General features: G+C 37.8%; 13 protein-coding genes and 1 tRNA gene. 9 read left to right on the forward strand and 5 right to left on the reverse strand.

Features of this window, described 5'->3' with window-relative positions; translation table 11 throughout:
* Positions 1-123: 123 nt before the first annotated feature.
* Positions 124-4,623, forward strand: a complete 4,500-nt coding sequence (gene dnaE, locus P7V56_RS04095) for a DNA polymerase III subunit alpha (RefSeq protein WP_171220952.1) — start codon at positions 124-126, stop codon at positions 4,621-4,623.
* On the opposite strand, the gene P7V56_RS04100 is transcribed toward dnaE, so the two are convergent.
* On the reverse strand, positions 4,610-5,929 hold the full coding sequence (locus tag P7V56_RS04100; protein WP_171220951.1) for an O-antigen ligase family protein: 1,320 nt from the start codon (positions 5,927-5,929) through the stop codon (positions 4,610-4,612). The genes dnaE and P7V56_RS04100 overlap by 14 nt on opposite strands.
* Before the next feature lie 187 nt (positions 5,930-6,116).
* On the opposite strand from P7V56_RS04100, the gene trxA reads away from it, so the two are divergent.
* The gene (gene trxA, locus P7V56_RS04105) at positions 6,117-6,434 is read left to right on the forward strand and encodes a thioredoxin (protein WP_121312549.1); all 318 of its coding nucleotides are present in this window, start codon (positions 6,117-6,119) and stop codon (positions 6,432-6,434) included.
* 47 nt (positions 6,435-6,481) lie between these two features.
* Here trxA and P7V56_RS04110 read toward each other — a convergent pair whose 3' ends face one another.
* Complete coding sequence (locus P7V56_RS04110) at positions 6,482-8,470, reverse strand: tetratricopeptide repeat protein (protein WP_171220950.1); 1,989 nt, start codon at positions 8,468-8,470, stop codon at positions 6,482-6,484.
* Complete coding sequence (locus tag P7V56_RS04115; protein WP_171220949.1) at positions 8,467-9,171, reverse strand: LytR/AlgR family response regulator transcription factor; 705 nt, start codon at positions 9,169-9,171, stop codon at positions 8,467-8,469. Before P7V56_RS04115 ends, P7V56_RS04110 begins: the two co-directional genes overlap by 4 nt.
* A gap of 135 nt (positions 9,172-9,306) precedes the next feature.
* Here P7V56_RS04115 and P7V56_RS04120 point away from each other — a divergent pair, with 135 nt between their 5' ends.
* The 5 genes from P7V56_RS04120 to P7V56_RS04140 all read left to right on the forward strand — a co-directional run bounded on the left by P7V56_RS04120 (position 9,307) and on the right by P7V56_RS04140 (position 16,869).
* Positions 9,307-11,514: a phage tail-like protein gene (locus tag P7V56_RS04120; protein WP_171220948.1), complete on the forward strand. Its 2,208-nt coding sequence runs from the start codon at positions 9,307-9,309 to the stop codon at positions 11,512-11,514.
* A gap of 63 nt (positions 11,515-11,577) precedes the next feature.
* Entirely contained in the window at positions 11,578-12,504 is a 927-nt protein-coding gene (locus tag P7V56_RS04125) for a DUF58 domain-containing protein (RefSeq protein WP_171220947.1), read from the forward strand.
* Positions 12,505-12,590: 86 nt separating this feature from the next.
* Positions 12,591-12,664 (forward strand) — tRNA-Asp (locus P7V56_RS04130).
* Positions 12,665-12,962: 298 nt separating this feature from the next.
* On the forward strand, positions 12,963-16,274 hold the full coding sequence (locus P7V56_RS04135) for an FIDD domain-containing protein (protein ID WP_171220946.1): 3,312 nt from the start codon (positions 12,963-12,965) through the stop codon (positions 16,272-16,274).
* A gap of 118 nt (positions 16,275-16,392) precedes the next feature.
* Positions 16,393-16,869 (forward strand): hypothetical protein, encoded by a 477-nt coding sequence (locus P7V56_RS04140; protein WP_171220945.1) that lies wholly within the window; start codon positions 16,393-16,395, stop codon positions 16,867-16,869.
* Between the two features lie 201 nt (positions 16,870-17,070).
* On the opposite strand, the gene P7V56_RS04145 is transcribed toward P7V56_RS04140, so the two are convergent.
* Together P7V56_RS04145 and P7V56_RS04150 are read right to left on the reverse strand one after the other, a co-directional pair.
* A complete protein-coding gene (locus tag P7V56_RS04145) occupies positions 17,071-18,204 on the reverse strand; it encodes a glycosyltransferase family 2 protein (RefSeq protein ID WP_205959298.1) in 1,134 nt (377 codons plus the stop codon).
* A complete protein-coding gene (locus tag P7V56_RS04150; RefSeq protein ID WP_171221569.1) occupies positions 18,195-19,112 on the reverse strand; it encodes a hypothetical protein in 918 nt (305 codons plus the stop codon). Before P7V56_RS04150 ends, P7V56_RS04145 begins: the two co-directional genes overlap by 10 nt.
* 163 nt (positions 19,113-19,275) lie before the next feature.
* Here P7V56_RS04150 and P7V56_RS04155 point away from each other — a divergent pair, with 163 nt between their 5' ends.
* Together P7V56_RS04155 and ruvC are read left to right on the forward strand one after the other, a co-directional pair.
* Positions 19,276-22,539, forward strand: a complete 3,264-nt coding sequence (locus P7V56_RS04155) for a zinc-dependent metalloprotease (protein WP_171220944.1) — start codon at positions 19,276-19,278, stop codon at positions 22,537-22,539.
* 99 nt (positions 22,540-22,638) lie between these two features.
* Positions 22,639-23,193: a crossover junction endodeoxyribonuclease RuvC gene (ruvC, locus tag P7V56_RS04160; protein WP_171221568.1), complete on the forward strand. Its 555-nt coding sequence runs from the start codon at positions 22,639-22,641 to the stop codon at positions 23,191-23,193.
* Positions 23,194-23,239 lie beyond the last annotated feature (46 nt).

A 23,239-nucleotide genomic window follows, 5' to 3' on the forward strand; every position in this document is an offset into this window, starting at 1 on the left:
TTTGTTGATAACTAAAATTGATTTCCTAAGCCTGAAAACGTATTTTTGAAACTGTTCCGATGGTTATTCTTTTGTCCAAATACCAATCGGAATTTGGAATTTTAATTTTGGGATTTTACACCTATGTATTTAATTTTTGATACCGAAACAACCGGTTTGCCCCGAAATTGGGCAGCCCCCATTTCAGACACTAACAATTGGCCACGCTGTATCCAAATTGCCTGGCAGTTACATGATGCAATGGGAAATCTTATGGAACATCAGGATTATTTGGTAAAGCCCGAAGGTTTTAACATTCCGTATGATGCCGAAAGAATTCATGGTATTTCTACCGAATTGGCACAAGAGCAAGGCGTTTCTTTAGCAGAAGTTTTAGAAAAGTTCAATGCTGCTTTGGCCAAAGCCAAATTCATAGTCGGGCAAAATGTTGGCTTTGATGTCAATATTATGGGATGTGAATTTTACCGCTTAGGCGTAAACTCTCCAATGGCAGCCATGCCGGTTTTAGATACTTGTACAGAAGTTACCGCCGAACTTTTAAAGTTGCCCGGCGGACGTGGCGGAAAGTTTAAATTGCCAACGCTAACGGAATTACACGGATATTTGTTTGGTGTTCCGTTTGCCGAAGCACACAATGCGACAGCCGACGTTGAAGCCACAACACGTTGTTTTCTGGAGTTAATCAGAAGAGAAATTTTTACCAAAGAAGAGCTCGATGTTCCGGCCGGATATTTTAAAGAATTTGGCGAAAATAATCCGAAAGAAATTCAATTAATCGGATTACAGCACATCAATCTCAAACAAGCTTCGGAAGAAATCAGAAAACAATTTCAACCGCAAGAAGTAGCCACGCCAACCCATGATGAAAAACAAATTCATCACGATACTGCAGCTGTTCAGTTTGTTCATCTTCACAATCATACCCAATTCTCTGTACTGCAATCAACCATCAGTGTCAAAGATTTAGTGACTGCTGCGGTGCAAAACCAAATGCCGGCAGTGGCCATGACCGATCACGCCAACTTGATGGGTGCCTTTCATTTTGTTAGAGATATTTTATACCACAATAAATCGGTTCAAGCCAAAAACAAGCAAGCAGAAGAAAACGGCGAAGCACCAACAGAAACCATCGTAAAACCTATTGTAGGCTGCGAGTTTTATGTTTGTGATGATCTGAAAGACAAGTCGCGTAAAGACAACGGTTACCAAATTGTCTTTTTGGCCAAAACCAAAAAAGGCTACCACAATTTGGCAAAGTTATCCTCTATTGCTTACACCGAAGGGTTTTATTATGTGCCAAGAATTGACAAAAAAGTCATCCAACAATACAAAGAAGATATCATTGTGTTGTCTGGAAATCTCTACGGAGAAATTCCAAGTAAGGTGTTGAATATAGGCGAAAACCAAGCGGAAGAAGCCTTGCTTTGGTGGAAACAGGAATTTGGCGATGATTTTTACATCGAGTTGATGCGGCACAATCAGGAAGATGAAAATCGCGTGAATGCTTCCTTGATTTCCTTGGCCAAAAAGCATCATGTAAAAACCGTTGCGACCAATAATGTTTTCTATATCAATAAAGAAGACGCCAACGCACACGATATTCTGTTGTGTGTTCGCGATGGCGAAAAACAATCTACACCCATAGGTCGCGGTCGTGGTTATCGCTACGGATTTAACAATCAGGAATACTATTTTAAATCGGGTGACGAAATGAAAAAGTTGTTTCACGATTTGCCCGAAGCCATTACTACCACAGAAGAGATTGTCAATAAAATAGAAATTTACGATTTGTCTCGTGAAGTATTACTTCCGAAATTTGACATACCCGAAGAGTTTTTAGTACCAGAAGATGAAACCGATGGCGGCAAACGAGGTGAGAATAAATACTTAGCGCACTTAACTTTTGAAGGTGCCAAAAGACGTTACGGAGAAATTACTCCGGAAATTCAGGAACGGTTAGACTTTGAATTAAAAACCATCGAAAACACCGGTTATCCCGGTTACTTTTTGATTGTACAGGATTTCATCGCCGCTGCCCGAAGAATGGATGTTTCCGTTGGTCCCGGCCGTGGTTCGGCCGCGGGTTCAGTAGTAGCTTATTGTCTGGGGATTACCAATATCGACCCATTATTATATGATTTGCTTTTTGAGCGTTTCTTAAATCCCGATCGTGTGTCGATGCCCGATATTGATATCGATTTTGATGACGAAGGCCGAAGCCGCGTAATGGATTATGTAATCAATAAATACGGCTCGAAGCAAGTGGCCCAAATTATTACTTACGGTACTATGGCCGCTAAATCATCCGTTCGTGATACTGCGAGAGTTTTAGATTTGCCGCTATTCGAAGCCGATAAAATTGCCAAGTTGATTCCGACGACTTTAAATTTGGCCAAAATTTTTACTCTAGATAATGACAAATTAAAAGCGGCTCTGAGAGCCGAGGAATTTGATAAAGTCAAAGAATTAATCGAGTTAGCCAATGGGAATGATTTAGGTAGTGAAACCATTCAGCAAGCCAAAATATTAGAAGGAAATCTCAGAAACACCGGAATTCATGCCTGCGGTGTGATTATTACGCCCGATGACATAACCAATTTTGTTCCCGTAGCCACGGCCAAAGATTCCGATTTGTATGTGACTCAGTTTGACAACTCAGTCGTAGAAAGTGCCGGTTTGCTCAAAATGGACTTCTTGGGGTTGAAAACCCTAACATTGATTAAGGATACAGTTAAGTTGGTTAAATACCGAACCGGAATCGAACTCAATCCGGATGAATTTCCAATAGATGATGTAAAGACTTATGAATTGTTCCAAAGAGGTGAAACGGTTGGGATTTTCCAATACGAGTCGCCCGGAATGCAAAAGTATTTGAAAGATTTAAAGCCAACGGTTTTCGGTGATTTGATTGCAATGAACGCGCTTTATCGTCCCGGTCCGTTAGAATATATTCCGTCCTTCGTGCGACGTAAAAACGGCGAAGAAGAAATAGTATATGATTTAGAAGCTTGCGAAGAATATTTAAAAGATACTTACGGGATTACTGTTTACCAAGAGCAAGTAATGCTTTTGTCCCAGAAATTAGCCAGTTTCTCCAAAGGTGACGCCGACGTTTTACGTAAAGCGATGGGGAAAAAGCAAAAAGATGTTTTGGACAAAATGAAATCCAAGTTCATCGACCAAGCCGTGGCTAATGGCCATGATGCCGAAAAGTTAGAAAAAATCTGGAAAGACTGGGAAGCTTTTGCTCAGTATGCTTTTAACAAATCACACTCCACTTGCTATGCTTGGATTGCCTACCAAACGGCTTATCTTAAAGCGCATTATCCGGCTGAATACATGGCAGCGGTACTTTCGAACAACATGAACGACATCAAGCAAGTGTCGTTCTTTATGGAAGAATGTAAACGCATGGGCTTGCAAGTTTTAGGGCCGGATGTAAATGAGAGTTATTACAAATTTACCGTCAATGAAAACTATGCCGTTCGATTCGGAATGGGCGCTATCAAAGGCGTTGGAATGGGCGCAGTACAAACCATAGTAGAGAACCGAAAAGAAGGTAAATACAAATCGATTTTTGATTTGGCCAAGCGAATAGATTTACGCGCAGCGAATAAGAAAGCTTTCGAAAACCTGGCTTTAGCAGGTGGTTTTGACTGTTTTTCGGACACCCACCGAGCGCAATATTTCCATACCGATGGCGATAACATCACATTTTACGAGAAAGCCATTCGCTATGGGGCGAAGTTTCAGGAAAATGAAAACTCCTCCCAAGTAAGTTTGTTTGGTGATGCGAGTGATGTTCAAATTGCCGAACCAACAGTGCCGCCGTGTGAGGATTGGAGTACGATGGAGAAATTAGCCAAAGAAAAAGAAGTGGTGGGGATTTATATTTCGGGTCATCCTTTGGACGATTTTAAATTTGAAATGAAATACTTCTGCAGCAGCAAATTAGAGCATTTGAAAAATTTGAACAGCTATGTCGGGAAGACTTTAACTTTTGCCGGCATTGTAACCAATGTGCAATACAAAACCGCCAAGAACGGAAAAGACTGGGCGATGTTTACCTTAGAAGGCTATGATGAAAGCCATGAGTTCCGAATTTTCGATGAAGAGTATCTCAAGTTTCGTCATTTCTTGGTTAATAATCAATTCGTCTATTTCAAAGTTACCGTTAAAGACGGTTGGGTCAACCGCGAAACCGGGAAGAAATCGGAACCAAGAATCCAATTTGCTGATGTCAAACAGCTTCAGGATGTGTTGCCACAGTTTGCCAAAAAGTTGAGTATTCAAATGGATATTAATGATTTGCATCAAAATTTCATCCAACAATTGAATCATATATTTACGTCCAATAAAGGCGATAATACGGTTACTTTTGAAATCATCGAGCAAGAAAAAGTTAAAAAGGTTGTAGAAGCAGTAACCAAAATTGTGGTAGAGGATGAGGCCAATTTAGAGGCTGAAAACCTTGAAAATATCGAAATAGAATTGCCAACGATAGAAGAAGAAATTCAGGTAATCACCAAGGTTACACTGCCAAGCAGAAAACTGAAAATCAAAATCTCAACCGAATTACTCCAAGAATTAGAAAAGATGGGATTGAGCTTTAAACTGAATTAATTTCAGGGTTTTTTTTGAGACTCAAAAGCGCCAAGGCATAGATAAAGGAAGGTGCAGCAACCCGCATTCCGGTATGGTTTATGGTTAGTAGCCAAAAGGCAAAAAGGCAGAGCAAATAAACGTTTTTTTTATCCTTTAAAAAAAGAAACAGCGGTGTGAAAAGCAGGATCAAAATACCGGCTATTCCAAACAGTCCGTGTTCGGCTAACATTCTGGTTATTTCGTTGTGCGTTGAAATACTGGAGCCTTGTTTCAAGCTCCGAGTTTCTTTAGTTTTTCCTACACCAACACCCACAATTGGATTTTTTTGGAATTGCTTTATTTCATCCAAAGCAATATCATTTCTGCCTTCGGTTTCATAAGATTTGTACAAACCTGAAGGATTTTGATTGTTGTATCGCTTAAACAAAAGTCCATTGGTTTGACATGAACCCAAAACAAATATCAAGGGAAAAGCTAACGATACGAACACAAGTTTCAATTTAACCGGAATGTGTTTCTTATAATTTATCAAAATGAAAATCACTAAAATGACTACCATAGCCATCGCTGTGATCATGCCGCCTCTGGAGAAAGTCAATAAACCTCTGTAGTAAATAAAGCAGAAAAGTAATCCGTTCAGCAGCAGCATTCCAACCGAAGCGGATGACAAAAAGAACCGTAAAAAGAAAACAAACATGCCCAATCCTAAAGTCGTTGCCATCTGATTTGGCGCATAATCACCGGAGAGAAAAACTTGGGATTCGGTATTTTTAATCACGGCTTCACTTAAAGGATATTTCAAAAATAAAAAAGTACAACAAGCCAAAACAGGCAAGCCAATGCTGAGCAAAATGTTGTCAATTTCTCTGCGGGAAATGGCTCTTCTGTAAGTGTAGAGCGCGCAAATTCCCAAGCAAACCGGTCCTAAAATGTCGAAAAATATTTTTTTTCTCACATCAGAATCCAAATTGTTTACGGCAATGAAAATACCGGGAATCAAGCACAATAAGAAAGCCCAATACGGATAAGCTTTTTTAGAAAAATCGCTGTAATACAATCCCAAAAGCATAAAAAATATCACAAAATACCGGCCGTATTCGTGAAAAGGATTGCCCTGAGTTGTTCTCAAAAAAACTTCGCTGCCAACCAAATAAGCTGCTATATAGAGAACTTCATGATTTTTGTTTTTGTTTTTGATGACAAAATACAATCCGATTATCAAAATCAGTAAAGCATAAATTTTGGCCAAAAAAGGGAAAATCGAAATTAAAACGCCTATGCCTACATGGCCTATGATAAGTTTGAGATAGTCTTTGTCGGTCATAAAAAGTAAGATAGTAGAAACAAATATAACTTAAAATATAAGCCTACAAAGGCTGAATGAAAATTTAAGCTTTAATCAGCTTTTCAAATGCAGTCATAGTCAAATCTAATTTTTTTAGTAAAGAAATACCAAATAAAATGTCTAATTTTGTCTTCAAATAAATACAATAATTTTAAAAATACAGAATATGGCTTTAGCAATTACCGATGCTACTTTTGACGAAGTAGTATTAAAATCAGATAAACCGGTTGTAGTCGATTTTTGGGCAGCTTGGTGCGGTCCGTGTCGTATGGTTGGTCCGGTTATCGACGAAATATCCTCAGAATACGAAGGCAAAGCAGTCGTTGGAAAAGTGGACGTTGACGCTAACCAAGAGTTTGCGGCCAAATACGGCGTTCGTAATATACCTACCGTTTTGGTCTTCCAAAATGGGGAAGTAGTAGGTCGTCAAGTAGGCGTTGCTCCTAAAAAAACCTATACTGATGCTATCGATGCATTATTGTAATATACCATGAAAAAGAAACTAAGGTCTAACGTGAGTTAGGCCTTTTTTTATGGAATGGTTAAAGTAAAAGTAGTGCCAATATCAATTTTGCTGTCTACAGTAATAGTGCAATAAATTGCTTTGGCTAAATCCCGAATTAAATGCAATCCTAAACCGGTTTTTATTCCAACAACTTCTTTGTCATCATAAAGTGCTTTAAGTTTCTCCTGACTAGCTCCCGGACCATTGTCGGTAACAGATAAATAGGTTATGTTGTTTTGCTTCCAGGCTTTCCAAACAATACTCGGGTTTTCGGTTTTGTCTAAAGCTTTTAAGGCATTTCCGGTGAGGTTTCTAATGATAGTTTTCAGGTAATCTTCATCGGTTGTGATTTCGATATTGTCTGGGTTTTCAAAAGTGAGTTTAATTTTTTCTTCACCGGCGAAGTGTTTTGCGGTATCTTCAAATAGAGTACTGATTAGAATCTTTTTAGGCTGAGGTTTGAAGTTTTCCATTTGGCTTTTGCTCCACAATAGCATATCTTCCATAGAGGTTAGCAAGTTTTCTGCCGAGGAAACGGTTTTCTTTTCAATAGTACTTTTCATTTCCTCGTCCAATAATTCGGGATTCTCTTTTTGCAAATGAAGAAAATGAATTAAGTTGTAAACAGGACTTCGTAAATCATGGTTGAGGATACTAAAAAAACGCGCTTTTATTTTGTTGGCTTCGTCTAGTTCTGTATTCTTTTTTTCTAAATCGAGATTTAAGGATTGCAGCTTTTTATTAACTTTTCTTCGATTAGAACTTTGATAAAAAAGCAATCCTCCGATTACACCCAGTAAGACCAATCCTGAAATCAGCATCCATTTTTGTTTTTCTTTAGCATCGAGTTGTAGTTTTTTGATTTTGATTTCCCGATTGCGAAGTTCAATGGTTCTTTGGTCTTCCAGGTTTTTGATGGTTTCCTTATTGTTAAAATTAAAAACCGAATCTTCATAAACCATAGCGATTTCATAAGATTCTAATGCTTTTTTGAAATCGCCTTTTAGTTTATAGACTTGGGTAATGCTTGAAAAGTCATATGCCAAATCACGACTATTATTAAGTTCTTGGTGAAGTTTGACCGCTTTGTTTAAATTATAAATGGCACTATCCAATAAAACCCTATTGTTATTCTTGGATTTTGCTTTTTCAATATATGTATCTCCTAAAACACCATGCGAAAAAGCAGCAGTTTGTTTGTCTTGGGTTCCTTTTGGAATGGAATTCAAAGACATATAACAATAATCAAGCGCTTTATCGTAGTTCTTGAGATAAAAGTGAACAAGAGAAATGTCTGACAGTAGGCGAGTTTGCAAAGATTTGTCGCCCGCCTTTTTGCATAAAATAAATGCTTTGTCATAGTATAGCAGTGCTTTGTCATATTGCGTCAAACTATTATATACGCCGGCTATGTTTCTATTGACAATCGCTAATTCTTTATTGTTTTCAAATTCTCCATACAATTTTGCTGCTTTATTGTAATAGTTTAAAGCTTTAGAATATTGTTGAAAACCATAATTTATAGAGCCCAAATTGGCATAAATCTTTGCAATCCCTTTTTTGTTTCCAATGGCTTCGTCAATTTTGAGTGCTTGATAGGAATATTCTAATGCTTTAGAAAAATTGCTGGTAAGGAGATACACTTCCCCAATGCTTTGCAATGCTTTACTTCGATTTTTTTGAATAGAAGTTTGTAATGATTGATTAAAGAAATACAGTGCTTTATTATAGTTAAATTGTGCATTGTAAATCGTTCCAAGACAATAGTTAGAGGAGGCCATTCCCTCTTTCCAATCGAGTTTCTTGGCGAGTTGTATCGCCTTTTTGTTGTAGAAGAAAGCTTTTGCAGTGTCAGAATTACTAAAATAGAGCGCGGTTTTATTGAGTTGATTTACTTTCGAAGTGTCCTCTTTCATGCTTTCCAGATAACGCAACTTTTCTTCAACAGTAGATTTTTTTTGCGAAAACAAAAAGACCGGAATAAAAAGAAGTACAAGAAAACAACTTTTTTTCATAACAACATTTTTACACTTTCTTTGTAGCTTCTCCCAACAGGAATTAAGGCATTATTGCTCAACATGATTTCTTGTGCCGAAATTTTTTTTACAAATTGTTTTTGAATGGCAAAACTTCGGTGAATTCGGGTAAAAGACTGAAAAGGGTCTTGTTTCAAAAGCGAGCCGATATTCGACCAAATGCAGTGTTTTTTTTGTTCGGTAACCAAAAGGGTATAATCTTTTAAAGCTTCCAAATATAAAATATCAAACAGTTTAATTTTGGATTTTTCGTTGCCTTCCTTGATGTAAATGACATCATCTCCTATACTTAATTCAAAGAGAGAAGCCTTTTCCTTGATCTCCAAAAACTGATCTACACGCTGCATTGCTTTTTCAAATCTCTCGTAGCGTAAGGGTTTTACAATAAAGTCGAGCGTCTCCAATTCGAAGCTTTCTACAGCATATTCCGGATGACCGGTGATAAAAATGCAGACCGGAACTTCCATAGCTTTTTTTCGAAGTTCAACGCCGCTTAAACCGGGCATATCAATGTCCAAGAAAAGAATATCTAAGGAAGTTTTATCTAAAATAGAGATTGCTTCTTCTGCAGAAGCGCAAGTGCTAATAATGTTGAGCTGCGGAAACTTTTTTGCAAACGACAAAGTCATCAAACGATCGATATCTTCATCATCCACAATTAAACAATTCCAATGTTTCATTTTTTACCCACTTTATCTTTCAAAAATAATGAAAAATGTTAAAATATGTCATTCGTATAAAATAAATGTCGTTGGTATAAATGTCAGATTTAGTGTGGTTTAAATTTTGAATTTTGGCAATAAAAAGATTTTGGAATGAAAACGGTTCTCAGATTAGTATTTATATTTTGCTTTTTTCAAATGCAGGCGCAAGTTGGGATTAATACTACTGCACCCGATGCACAACTTGATATTAAAGCCAGCAGTCAAACCAGTCCTACCAATAAAGATGGATTGTTAATTCCACGGGTAGATGATTTTCCGGCTACTAACCCAACCGCTGCTCAACAAGGCATGATGGTTTATTTGATGGTAACCTCAGGAGTAAATCCGCCTGGTCTTTATTATTGGGATAACCTTACTACTAGTTGGATAGGTATTTCCTCGACAGCTAATGGAGATAAAGATTGGTATAAAGCTGGGACAACGCTTACACCATCAAATACTGATGATATGTATCACATGGCCAATGTTGGGATTGGATTGGCTAATCCGTTATCTAAATTACATGTCAAAAATAGTGATTCAGGTTTAACGCCAAATCCAACGGCAGTGGCAACTATTGAAAGTAGTAACGGTACTTATTTCAATTTACTTTCAGGAGGTGAGTCAGGCGTATTATTTGGGGCTAATTCAAATGCCACCAATGGAGGAATCATTTATAATCCTTCTGGTTTGGCAAATAGCATGCTGCTGAGAACAAATGGTAATATTAATAGGGTGGTTATTGGTCCAACCGGAAAAGTGGCATTAGGAAATTACGTCCCAACGGTGCAATTAGAGTTTGACAATGTGCACGGTGAAAAAATTTGTCTCTTTGGACAAACCGGTAATATGTATGGTTTTGGTATACAATCATCATTGTTGCAAATGTATACTCCCGCAGTCAACAACGATATCGCATTTGGATATGGAACAACAGATGCTTTAACCGAAAGAATGCGAATTAAAGGTACAGGGAATGTTGGAATAGGTACGCCTACGCCTTCTACAAGATTGCATGTCAAGTATAATGACTCTGGTATGACACCTAATGCAAGCGCATTGCTGACGGTTGAAAATAATGATAATACTTTTTTGCATTTATTATCTCCAACAGATTCAGGTATATTATTTGGGAGCGACAGTGTTTCCACTGATGGGGGAATTATATATGGGTCTCCTACTTATCCAAAGAGTATGGCTTTAAGAACGAATGGAAATGTGAATCGAATGATTATTTCGGATACGGGTAATGTTGCATTAGGTAATTTCACACCTCAGTTTCCATTACATTTCAATGATGGATATGGAGATAAGGTGTCATTATGGGGAAGCACAATCAGTAATCATTATGGCTTCGGCATTCAAAACATGTTGCTTCAAATTCACGCCGATTACGATTTCAGCGATATTGCATTTGGTTATGGAAATAGTAGCGCTTTTACTGAAAGGATGCGGATTAAGGGGACCGGAAATGTTGGTATTGGAACTTCAACACCTTCCTCAAGATTGCATGTTCAAAATGGATCTTCAGCAATTACGGCCAACGGAAGTGCGATGATAACCGCTGAAACTAGCGGTACAAATGCTTACGTGAATGTGCTCTCTACCCAGGAAACGGGTGTCTTGTTTGGCGCTAGTGGCGCTTCCAATAATGGAGGTGTGATTTACAATTCTCCTACCTATCCTAATAGTCTCTTGCTAAGAACAGGTGGGAATACTAACAGAATGGTTATCGGTTCAACTGGAAATGTGGCTATAGGAAACTTCACACCAGATTATCCTTTGCATTTTCCGTCAACTGTTGGAGATAAAATTTCCTTATGGGGTAGTGCTGGAGCCCATTATGGATTTGGGATTCAAGGTTTCTTAATGCAAATACATTCAGCTGGAGTTAGTGATGATATTGCTTTTGGTTATGGCAGCAGTGCTGCTTTCACTGAGACGATGCGTGTTAAAGGAAGTGGTGAAGTTGGTATTGGAACTAGTACTCCAACGGCAGAATTGGAGGTTAACGGCTTTACCAAAATGGGGACTACAGCACCAGCCGTGAAAATGATTAAGCTAACAGGTACAACTAGTAATACTCAAGGAGGCTTTGTTCAACTAGTTCACGGATTAACCAGTTCAAAAATTTTATCAGCGAGTGTCTTGGTGGAATACAGTACGGGGAATTCTGTACCGCCTTCTTATACGGGTTCTGCTGGTTATGAGTACGATTATTATATTTCAGGCACCAGTGTGGTGGTTTGGAATAAAACGGCGAATTCAGCCAATATTTTATCCAAACCAATTCGTGTTCTGGTTACTTATGAAGAATAGTGAATGGCATATTTTTATGTTAAGAGGAGTTCGATAATTTGTTTTTCATAGTATATTTGAAGAATGAAGATTGAAGAACAAAAAGAACTCGTCTCCGGTTTTAAGCATTTGGAATTATTGGCCAATCAAGTGGTCGAAGGCTTTATTTCGGGGATGCATAAATCGCCTTTTCATGGGTTTTCCGCCGAGTTTGCGGAACATAAAGTTTACAATTCAGGCGAAAGCACTAAGCACATCGATTGGAAATTGTTTGCCAAAACCGACCGGCTTTACACCAAAAAATTCGAAGAAGAAACCAATCTCCGTTGTCATTTGATTATAGACAACTCCTCGTCGATGCATTATCCCAAACTAAAAAGCAACGAACCATTTTACCACAATAAAATAGGTTTTTCCGTATTGGCTTCCGCCGTTTTAATGAATTTGTTAAAGAAGCAACGCGATGCTGTAGGTTTGAGTGTCTATTCAGATGCTTACGAATATTACGCACCGGAAAAAGGAAGCGACCGTCACCACCGAATGATTTTGAATAAGCTCGAAGACCTTTTAGAAAATCCCAAAGTGTCTAAAAATACAGACACCGTAACATTTCTACATCAAATAGCCGAAAAAATTCACCGTCGTTCGATGATTATTCTCTTTACCGATATGTTTCAAACGGGAAATAGTGAAGCGTTGTTTAATGCTTTACAACATCTAAAACACAACAAACATAAAGTAGTAGTGTTTCATGTCATCGATAAAAAAACCGAAATCAATTTCAATTTCGACAATGCACCGCGAAAATTTATCGATTTAGAGACAGGAGAACAGATTAATATTTTTGCAGATTCCATCAAAGACGTCTACGAAGAAAAGGTTAATGAGTATTTCAAAACCTTAGCTATGACTTGTGCTCAAAACAAAATTAAGTATGTCCCGGTGGCTGTAGAGGATTCTTTTGAAAAAATTTTAACGACATACTTGGTTGAAAAACAAATGTTTGGTTAGTCCGTCAAAATCATTTTCGTTTTTTTAGATAAAAAATGTTGCAGAATTGAAAATCAGTTGTATATTTGCAACCGCAATTAAGCGATGGTTTGGTAGTTCAGTTGGTTAGAATACATGCCTGTCACGCATGGGGTCGCGGGTTCGAGTCCCGTCCAGACCGCTAAAATTGGGAAAGGTTTTCGGAAACGAAAACCTTTTTTGCCCAAAATAGGTTTTTAAAAAACTTGTTTAGGTTCCAATAAAGTATCTAAGATTAGTTGTGTTGTTTCGATACGAATTTGTAACTCGTATCAAGGTTTAGTAGTTAGACCAATGAAAAGCTTTCCCTTTTTTAGGGATGGCTTTTTTGCTTTACAGAGGTTTGGTTTTTTTGTGTTATAATTCATTGAAAATTTGTAACTTGCGTTGCTTTATTTTAAAATATTGCCAATTGTCAATCAACCAAACCAATTCAAAACATGAAAAAACTATTACTTGTACTTATTTTATTTTTTTCAACCTCCATTTTAGTAGCCCAAAATTTTAATCAGCCTTCACAATTTAATAATGTGTGTGATGATGATAATGATGGTATTGCAGCCTTCTGGTTGGGAGAAATATCCTTTGAAATCTTAGGAAATTTAAATGCTCAGGATTATGTGATAACCCATCACGAAACTCAGACAGATGCGGCCACAGGTGCCAACGCATTATCAAGTCCGTATTTAAATATTAATCCTTTTAACCAAACTATTTTTGTTAGAATAGTAACCGTAGCCACCAATGAAGTTACGATTTTGACCTATAATTTAACGGTTAATCCAACACCGGAAGCTCCGACTGTTACAGTAACTAATTGTGCCAGTCTTATCACTAGTTTTCCTTGTTGGGATTTGACAACTGTTGTTCCGCAAATTCTTAATGGTAATCCAAGTTTATTGGTTTCCTTTTTTATGACTCAGTTTGATGCACAAGCTAATATTAATCAAATTGCCAACCCGAATTGTTACATAAGCGCTGTTGGCGCTCCGACTCAGCCACCGATTTTTTACAGAGTTGAATTTCCGAATACCGGATGTTTTGCTATCGGTATAGTTGAATTGATTACTATTACTTGTGAAAACCCAAATTGTCCCGCACCGGCACAATTTATCATTGATAGTGCAACTTCAGACTCTATAACCCTTGATTGGGCACAGAGTGCAGGAGCAACCTCATATACCATAACCTATTCGGTTAATGGTGGACCTTTTATGACACTTATTACTCAAATGGTGAGTTCCGTTACTATTCCTAACTTGCTTTGTGATTCCAATTATGTTTTCTCGGTTAGTGCTAATTGTGGCAGTAATGGCATGAGCGCAGCGTCAAATTGGATTACTTACACTACATCCGCGTGTAATCCGCAACCCGGACAGCCTATAAATCTTAATGAATGTGGTGATGATTCTCAAGCATGTTTTGATTTGACTGAAAATGATTTTTATATCATTGGTAACTTAAATCCATCAGAATATACAATCACTTACCATATTACACAACCAGATGCGGAAAATGATGTGGCCGTAATTACAACTCCGGCGAATTATTGTGCCCAACATGGAGCAGTAATTTACGCTCGTTTAGAAAATAATGCGACTCAAGAATATCAGTTCTTCGCTTTCGCTTTGATTGTAGATAATTTTTTCCCCGGAACTATGTCATTACCTTCATTGCAACAATGTGATGACAATAATGACGGTTTTGTCACTTTTGATTTAACCAGTATTGAAGCCGCGTTAAACTCAAATAATGTTGTGGTATACTATCCGAGTTTGTCCAACGCTCAAAATCAAGTAGTGCCTTTTGCCAATCCATCTCAACTTAACTTAAGTACTCAGAACATGGTAACTATGGTTTTTGCCCGTGAAATTATTCAAAACGGTTGTGACCAAATTTACAGCTTTGAGTTGTTGGCGTATCCTAACTGTAATTTGGCTTACACATGTTCACAAGCCAATTCGTTGTGTAATGCCTTAGGAGTTCCGTTTGCAAACACTGTCAATGTTAACGGAAGCGGTTCTGCTAATTGTTTGGGAACTACACCAAACCCTACATGGTTTTTCTTACCGGTGAGTCAGGCGGGCAATATTACTTTTCAAGTAAATCAAGTATCTAATAACGGACAACCTTTGGATGTTGATTACATTATGTATGGTCCTTTTACATCACCTACCGTAGCTTGCGGAAATCAAAGTATGTTACTAAGTAATGTAGTGTCTTGTAGCTACTCTGCTGCGGCAGTGGAATATCCGTTTATTCCAAACGCATTACCGGGTCAATATTATTTATTGATGGTAACTAACTTTAGCAACAACCCGGGATTAATCACCATCACAGAAGCAAATACCTCCAATACAGGAGCTATTGACTGTTCCGGATTGCGTTTAAATGCCTTTTTAGATGTTAACAGTAATGGAACACAAGACACCGGTGAACAAAATTTCCCATTAGGACAATTCACCTATGAAATCAACAACAACGGGAATGTGCACAACATAATTTCTCCAACCGGAGTTTATAATATTTATGATACTAATGGATCTAATTCATATGATTTGAGTTATACCATTGACCCCAATTATGCTGCTTCTTACGCCATAACCACGGCTTCCTATAGCAATGTGAATGTAGTAATCGGTGGCGGAATGCAAACTTATAATTTCCCGATTACCGTAACGCAAACCTACAATGACTTGGCCGTAAATATTGTCCCTGTAAATGCACCGAGACCTGGTTTTACTTATATGAATAAAATAGTGTATACCAATAATGGTAACCAAACCATAGCCTCAGGAACGGTGACTTTTAATCATGATCCTTTGGTTTCAATAGTGGGTAATACACAATCGGGGACAACACCAATTACTAATGGTTTTACTCATAATTTTACCAACTTATTGCCTTTTGAGTCCAGACAAATTATGGTAACAATGCAGGTACCAACCCTTCCAACGGTAAACATTGGCGGATTATTAACCAATACAGCTTCAATAATTCCGCTTACCGGTGATGTGGTTCCGGCCAATAATTCGGCTACCAATACCCAAATTATTATCGGAGCTTATGACCCGAATGACAAAATGGAAGCTCATGGAGAACAAATTTTGCATTCAACATTCACCGCTAACGATTATTTAACTTATACCATCCGTTTTGAAAATACGGGAACAGCCAGTGCCATCAATGTTAGGGTAAATGATGTCTTGAATTCTCAACTGGACTCAAGTTCAATTCGAATGGTAAGTGCAAGTCATCCATACATTATGGACAGAATAGGAAACAATATTAATTGGCTTTTTGACAATATCATGTTGCCGCCGTCTGTAGCGAATACCAATATTGGAAAAGGATACATAACGTTCCAAATAAAACCTATGTCGGGTTATGCCGTAGGCGATATTATTCCAAATACAGCTTCTATTTATTTCGATTTCAATCCGCCTATTATTACCAATACTTTCAATACAGAGTTTGTACAACAGTTAGGCGTAGGCGAATTTGAGAATGCCGATTTTGTTTTCTTCCCGAATCCGGTTTCCGATATTGTGACGATTCAAGTGAAAAACGAAGGAACCATTGCCAACATAGCCGTTTACGATGTGTCAGGCAAAATGATTATGGCCCAAAAACCAACCCATGCGTTATCAATACAAACACTCGATTTGTCTTCGGTTTCCAAAGGCATGTATCTTTTAGAAGTAACAACTGATTCAAACCTAAAAGTAGTGAAAAAGTTAATTGTAGAATAAATACAAAGTTTAAAACCACAAAGCCTTCTTTCGAGAAGGCTTTTCTTTTTTAGGCAAACCGTAGCTTGGTGAATATAATTTCTTATTTTTGAAACTGTTAATCCGATGGAAACCATACATGAAAAAAGCACTCGCTTTATTGTTACTAACCTTTAGTTTTTCCTGCCAATACTTGGAGAAGAAAGCACCTTCCGAACAGGAGTTGCTCAACCAACAAATAAAGGAAATCAATTGGAAAGAAGTCGACGAATATCCATCAGTAGCCGATTGTGAAAAACTGACGGATGCGGCCCAACGCAAACAATGCTTTTTCGACTTTTTAACCGCTACTATTGAACAAAAATTAGCCATCGATACGTTGGCTACCATGTTCCCGAAATTAGACACCATAGAAGTCAGAGTAACCATTTTACCCGATGCGACTTTAGAGTTTAATCCCGAATTCCCTAAAGATTCCGTAGCCTACGATACTATCAAAATCGACAGCATTCTCAGAGCACGTTTGATTGGTTTTCCCAAAGTAAATCCGGCTTTAAAAAGAGGTATTCCGGTAAAAACGCAGTTTGTGCTTCCGGTGATTATTAAGCAAGAATAATTTTTTTAGGATTTATTCTGAATTTATTTCAGAAGCTCTTTTCGGCTATGCGTTCCAATCTTTTTATGGTTTGTCACCCTGAGCGCAGACGAAGGGCTTTTTTCAAACCATAAAAAGGATTTCCACTACTATCCGGGCTAGACTTTGCTATGCAAAAATACCTGAAGCCTACTGGGCTTCCTCCTCTTAATCTCAAATGGGCTATTTAGAAAATTGTCTGCCTTTCCAAGAAAAGTTGCCAAACAAAGAATAAACGCCAACCAAACTCGAGTAAAAAGGATAAATGATGCTTGTTGTAAGAGGTAAAATCCATTGGCCTTTGAGTAAGTATTTGTTGGTTTTATGTAACAACCAGTAATCCACCAAATATTTAGCCGAAAAAACCCCAAGCAAAATACTCCAGTCAAAGTTCCCCACAACAGACAACAGACAACAGATAACCAACCCAAGGTTCATCAACAACACTATAACCGCTAAGAACTTCGCGTAACTGCTTTGATAACCGCTTGTTTTACTTGCCCAACGAACCCGTTGCATAAAGAAATCAAACAAATCATTTTCGGGTTTTGTTTTAACGATGCTTTCCGTGTTTTTTAAGTAATGAATTTTGTCTAAGTGATTCTTTGTCGCCTTCTGTAACAAGAAAACATCATCGCCGCTGGCATTTTTGGAAACGCCTTCAAAACCACCAATTTCTTTAAAGAGTTTTTTGGTATAAGCAAAATTGGCACCGTTACACATAAACGGTTTTCTAATCCCAAAACTGCCTATAGTTGTGCCTTGTAAACTCAACAAATCCAGTTGTTGGAACTTGTGAAACCAATTGTTTTTGGTTTTGTATTTTACCGCTCCGACGATCATTTCCGGTTGGTGTTTTTGAATGTAATTGTCCAAAGTCAGCAACCAATTTTCAGGAACAGTACAATCCGCATCCGTAGTAATAATCCAATCGTGTTTGATGATGGGAACCGCTCGTCCGATAGCGTCTTTTTTAGGCGAATTTGATAAGCGTAAATTCTCCAAAAGTGTTGTGTCCAAAAATTCATGGTCCAATCGCCATTTGATACAAACGCGTTCGGAAAGGTCGGTAGAAAAGTCATCCACCATCACAATTTCGATTAACTTATAAGGATAATTCAGTTTAGAAAATGACTGCAATAGTCTCGGTAAATTTTTTTCCTCATTGCGAAACGGAACGATGATAGAAAAAGCTGTTTTAGGTTCAACAGCCGTTCTTTTGAAAGTTTTGACTTTGTCATAGCCCAAAATCAATTGAACCATTAGTGCAACATAAACTAATAAAATCAGGGAAAGTGCTATTGTAATCAATTCCATTTGGGTTTAAATTTTAAGACAAAATAACTTCCGATAACCACCGGCAACACTACGTTCAAAAACCACATCAGCGTGGAAATAAAAACTACAATCCATTCGTTGACACCTAATTTTTCGAAGAAAAAAAGTGCCACACTTCCTTTGATAGCAAAATCCAAAAACTGAAAACTAGGCAAACAAGAAGCCAAAAAATAAACAGCCGCAATAGAAGCCATCAAAGTTAGATAAGGTAAATCTACACCAAAAGCCAGAAATAAAAAATAGTATTGGTGAGAAAAAACCAAATAACGACCAATGGCCAAGAAGATGTTTTTACGATGAATGGTTTTTGGAATTTCGTTGAGTTTGGCTAAAAGTTTTTCAATAGAATAGCCTTTGATTTTGATAGATTTTGATAAAAAAGAAATGCCAAAAAGTAAAAAGCAAATACCGACAATAGCAAGAACCCAAAACTTGAAACCCAGAATCCATAATCCGATTGTGCCGAAAAGTACCGTTAAAATCATTTGAATGCCGTTGCAAATCAAGTTGAGAAAAATGATTTTTTTGGTCTTTTTTTTATCAAAAAACAATGCTTTCCCTGCGTATTCTCCCAAGCCGTTAGGTGTAAAAATACTCGCCGTGAGAGCGCCGAGCACTTGTTTTGTCGATTCGCCAACAGAAATTGGTTTAATAAACAGTACCAAATTTTGCCACTTCAAAATTTCCAAAAAGCGATTGGCAAAACTAAACGAAAGCAAAAAAAACATGCCCAAAACAGACCATTTTTCAGAGAGCAAAAGATAGAATTTTGGCCAATCCAGTTGGTTATTGTTTTTTAATTCTCCGTAGATAAAATAAAAAGACAGTAAAACAATAGTGAGTTTTACAGCAAAAAGAAAGTATCGGTTTCGGAGAAGATTTTTCATACCGCAAAGTAAAGGATATCCTGCTTTGAAACCTAAAATATCTGTTCTCCATAATCTTAAGCTTGAAAAATTGTTTTCTTGAAAAAAAATCATATTTTTACGCCTTTATTTAAAAAATTCTTCAAAAAACTACTAAAATAACACAGAAAACTAAAAATTAATGATGAAAAAAATTACAATTTTGCTTCTTGTTTTGGTGGGTTTCAGTGGATATTCTCAAAAGTCAAAAGCTTGGGAAATCACCTCACGCCAGAACATTCAACCTTTAACGCAGGTTCAACGTTCAAATTTCCCAAGAGAATTCAAACTTTATGATGCGAATCTAACTGATGTTAAAGCAGCATTGCGAACTGCACCAAACAGACTGACTGCAAAACAATCTAATGTAGTGATTTCGGTGCCCAATGTAGACGGGATTACAGAACGTTTTCAAATGTTTGAATTTTCTAATTTTTCTCCCGGACTCCAAATGCAATTTCCGAATATTCGTTCGTATATCGGAGTGGGAATAGATGATAATAAAGCGCAAATCCGACTTAGTATGGATGATAGCGGTATGCAAGCTATGATTTTCAGAACAGGTAGAAGAAACGAGTTTATCGAACCTTATTCTACAGACGGTACTGTTTACGCGGTATATCAATCGAGTAGAGAAAATGGCGGCTTGCCGTTTACTTGTTCAACAGACGATGTAAGACTTTCTAACAGTTTGCAAAGACAAAATTCATTATCACCCAACTCAAATTCGGGTGAGTTGCTTATTTTCAGATTGGCTTTGTCTTGTAATGGTGAATATACTGCCTTTTTTGGTGGTACAGTAGCCAATGCTTTAGCAGCAATGAATGCAACTATGACAAGAGTAAACGGTGTATTTGAAAAAGATCTGTCTATTCACATGAACTTGATTGATAACAATGCGCTTGTAATCTATACTAATGCAGGTACTGATCCTTATACCACTATGAACAATTGGAATAACCAATTGCAAACAACTTTGACCAATATAATCGGGGAAGATAATTATGATGTTGGACACATGTTTGGTTCCACCGGTGGTGGAGGAAATGCCGGATGTATCGGTTGTGTATGTGTTGACGGAATCAAAGGAAGGGGAATTACGTCACCTTCAAATGGGGTACCAATGGGTGACACTTTTGATATTGATTATGTAGCTCACGAATTGGGACATCAGTTTGGCGGGAATCATACTTTTTCTCATAATGTGGAAGGTAGTGGAGTCAATGTTGAAGTAGGTTCTGGATCAACCATCATGGGATATGCCGGTATTACAGGACAAGATGTTCAGCCTAATTCCGATGCTTATTTTGTGTATGCATCTATCAAACAAATTGAAGATAACATGGTTGGTAAAACTTGCCCAACCAGAATTACTTTGACCAATATTGCGCCTATAGTAAGTGCAGGTTTAGATTATACTATTCCAAAAAGTACGCCTTTTATCTTAACAGGAACAGCCACTGATGCCAATGGAGATGCAATGACTTACTGTTGGGAACAAAATGATTCTGCTACCAATCAAACCGGTGCAGCCAGTGCTGCGTCAGCTACTAAAACAGCCGGACCAAACTGGCGTTCATACAATCCGAGTACTTCACCAAGCCGTTATTTTCCTCCTTTGGCAAGAGTAATCGCTAATCAATCTACAACTCAAGGAACTGATATTGTTGTGGAAGCATTGAGTTCGGTAGCCAGAACATTAAACTTTGTTTTTACTGCCAGAGATAATTATGCCGGAGCCGGTCAGACTGCTTCTGATGGGATGACAGTAACCGTAAACGGGACAGCCGGACCATTTTTAGTTTCAGAACCCAATACGGTAGTTAGCTGGACAGTTGGAACCAATCAAAACGTAACTTGGGCTGTGGCCGGAACTACAGCAAATGGCGTAAACGCTCAATATGTTGATATTTACCTTTCTACTGATGGAGGAAATACTTATCCGATATTATTAGCCAGTAAAGTACCTAATGATGGTTCGGAAACGATAACCGTACCTAATAATGTGGGTACAACCAATAGGGTAATGGTTAGAGGATATCGTCATATTTTTTATGACATTTCTAATGCCAACTTCACCATAACGGCTCCGACAACAACATTCGGGGTGAGTTTTAATCGAATAGCTGAGCAACAAAACAAGCAAATTTGTACCGGAAGCATAGTGTCATATATTATTCCATATACAACTTATGGCGGTTTCAGTGATGCCACTAATTTCACAGTTACCGGTCAGCCGGCAGGAGTAACCGCAACCTTAACGCCAAATAGTCTTTCGGCCAACGGAGAAGTTACTTTAACCTTAAGCAATACAGATGCAGCTGCCCCGGGATTCTATTCCATTGTGGTAACGGCAACTTCAGGTGCTACCTCCAGAACTGTACCTTTTTATTTAGAGTTGTTTAATTCTAATTTTCCAACTCAAACTTTAACTTATCCGGCACATTTACAAATTGGAATTCCAACTACAATTACGTTGACTTGGCCGGCCAATTCAAATGCGACGGCTTACGATGTACAAGTAGCCACCGATGATAACTTCAGCAATATAGTGGCTTCTGCTACCGTTACAACCAACTCATATAATGTGACAGGATTATCAGATTCAACGCAATATGTATGGAGAGTTTTACCAAAGAACAATTCTTGTGTGGGTAATTATAGCGCCGCTAATCTGTTTAAAACAGGACAGCCAGATTGTACTGTTTTTAGTTCAACTAACGTACCTATAAACATTCCAACTACAGCAAACGTAACAGTTAATTCGACACTTAACGTTGCTTCAACCAATGTTATTTCTGATGTAAATGTAACCATGAATATTGCTCATACTTGGGTAAACGATATGACCATTACATTAATAAGCCCAACAGGAACTCAAGTGCAATTAGTTGCCCAACCTTGTGTTAGTGATAGTTTGTTAAATATTAACGCCACTTTTGACGATTCGGGAATTCCTTTAGTATGTCAAGTTAATCCGGCAATTTCAGGAACTATTCAACCGGTTCAATCGTTAACCGCTTTCAATGGTCAGACGATGAACGGTGTTTGGACTCTTAGAGTTTTAGATTCGTTTAACCAAGATGGTGGTGCCATCAACAGTTGGAGTTTGAGATTGTGCAGTACTGTTGCAGTTCCGCTTGGGGTTGATGAAAATACTATTAAAGATTTTAGTTTGTATCCAAATCCAAACAACGGAGATTTCAACATTCAATTCAACTCAACTTCATCTGAAAAAATTGAACTTTCAATATATGACGTTAGAGGAAGACAAATTTATTTGAATACTTATGCCAATAATGGCTTCTTTAACGAAAATATTCAATTAAACAATTTACAGTCCGGCGTTTATTTAGTAAAAGTAAAAGACGGTAAAAATGAAATTACTAAAAAATTCATCAAGCAATAATTGGTAAAAACTTAATTATGGAAAGGTCGTTTTTTAAACGGCCTTTTTTTATATTATCCATTATTGTTTCCTATTTTTACCGAAATAAATCATCGTATTTTGGCCAACGAACGCATCATATTAGGAATCGACCCCGGAACAACCATCATGGGATTTGGATTGATTAAAGTGGTCAACAAGAAAATGGAATTCCTTCAATTGAACGAACTCATTTTGAGCAAATACGATGACCATTATACCAAGCTGAAAGTCATTTTTGAACGTACTATAGAGCTCATCGAAACCCATCATCCGGATGAAATTGCGATTGAAGCTCCGTTTTTTGGCAAAAATGTACAATCGATGCTGAAGTTGGGCAGAGCACAAGGCGTGGCAATGGCAGCCGGGTTATCGCGCCAAATTCCCATTACCGAATACGAACCTAAAAAAATCAAAATGGCCATCACCGGTAACGGAAATGCCAGCAAAGAACAAGTAGCCAAAATGCTCCAACAACTTTTAAGCTTAAAAGAATTACCTAAAAATCTGGACTCAACAGACGGTTTGGCCGCAGCGGTTTGTCATTTCTTTAATACCGGAAAAGTCACCGCCGGAAAAAGCTACAGCGGTTGGGACGCTTTTGTAAAACAGAATGAAGAACGAATAAAAAAATAGTGTTCGGCGCACAGTGTTCAGTATGCAGTTCTGACCACTGACCACT

It is taken from the genome of Flavobacterium sp. IMCC34852 (genome assembly GCF_030643905.1).
Lineage (GTDB): Bacteria > Bacteroidota > Bacteroidia > Flavobacteriales > Flavobacteriaceae > Flavobacterium > Flavobacterium rivulicola.

Bases quoted from the DNA above. Each gene is read 5' to 3' on its own strand.
- P7V56_RS04135 (WP_171220946.1), top strand. From the start codon at position 12,963: ATGAAAAAACTATTACTTGTACTTATTTTATTTTTTTCAACCTCCATT.
- P7V56_RS04150 (WP_171221569.1), bottom strand. From the start codon at position 19,112: ATGAAAAATCTTCTCCGAAACCGATACTTTCTTTTTGCTGTAAAACTC.
- P7V56_RS04125 (WP_171220947.1), top strand. From the start codon at position 11,578: ATGAAGATTGAAGAACAAAAAGAACTCGTCTCCGGTTTTAAGCATTTG.
- P7V56_RS04155 (WP_171220944.1), top strand. From the start codon at position 19,276: ATGAAAAAAATTACAATTTTGCTTCTTGTTTTGGTGGGTTTCAGTGGA.
- trxA (WP_121312549.1), top strand. From the start codon at position 6,117: ATGGCTTTAGCAATTACCGATGCTACTTTTGACGAAGTAGTATTAAAA.
- P7V56_RS04120 (WP_171220948.1), top strand. From the start codon at position 9,307: ATGAAAACGGTTCTCAGATTAGTATTTATATTTTGCTTTTTTCAAATG.
- P7V56_RS04110 (WP_171220950.1), bottom strand. From the start codon at position 8,470: ATGAAAAAAAGTTGTTTTCTTGTACTTCTTTTTATTCCGGTCTTTTTG.
- P7V56_RS04140 (WP_171220945.1), top strand. From the start codon at position 16,393: ATGAAAAAAGCACTCGCTTTATTGTTACTAACCTTTAGTTTTTCCTGC.
- P7V56_RS04100 (WP_171220951.1), bottom strand. From the start codon at position 5,929: ATGACCGACAAAGACTATCTCAAACTTATCATAGGCCATGTAGGCATA.
- dnaE (WP_171220952.1), top strand. From the start codon at position 124: ATGTATTTAATTTTTGATACCGAAACAACCGGTTTGCCCCGAAATTGG.
- P7V56_RS04115 (WP_171220949.1), bottom strand. From the start codon at position 9,171: ATGAAACATTGGAATTGTTTAATTGTGGATGATGAAGATATCGATCGT.
- P7V56_RS04145 (WP_205959298.1), bottom strand. From the start codon at position 18,204: ATGGAATTGATTACAATAGCACTTTCCCTGATTTTATTAGTTTATGTT.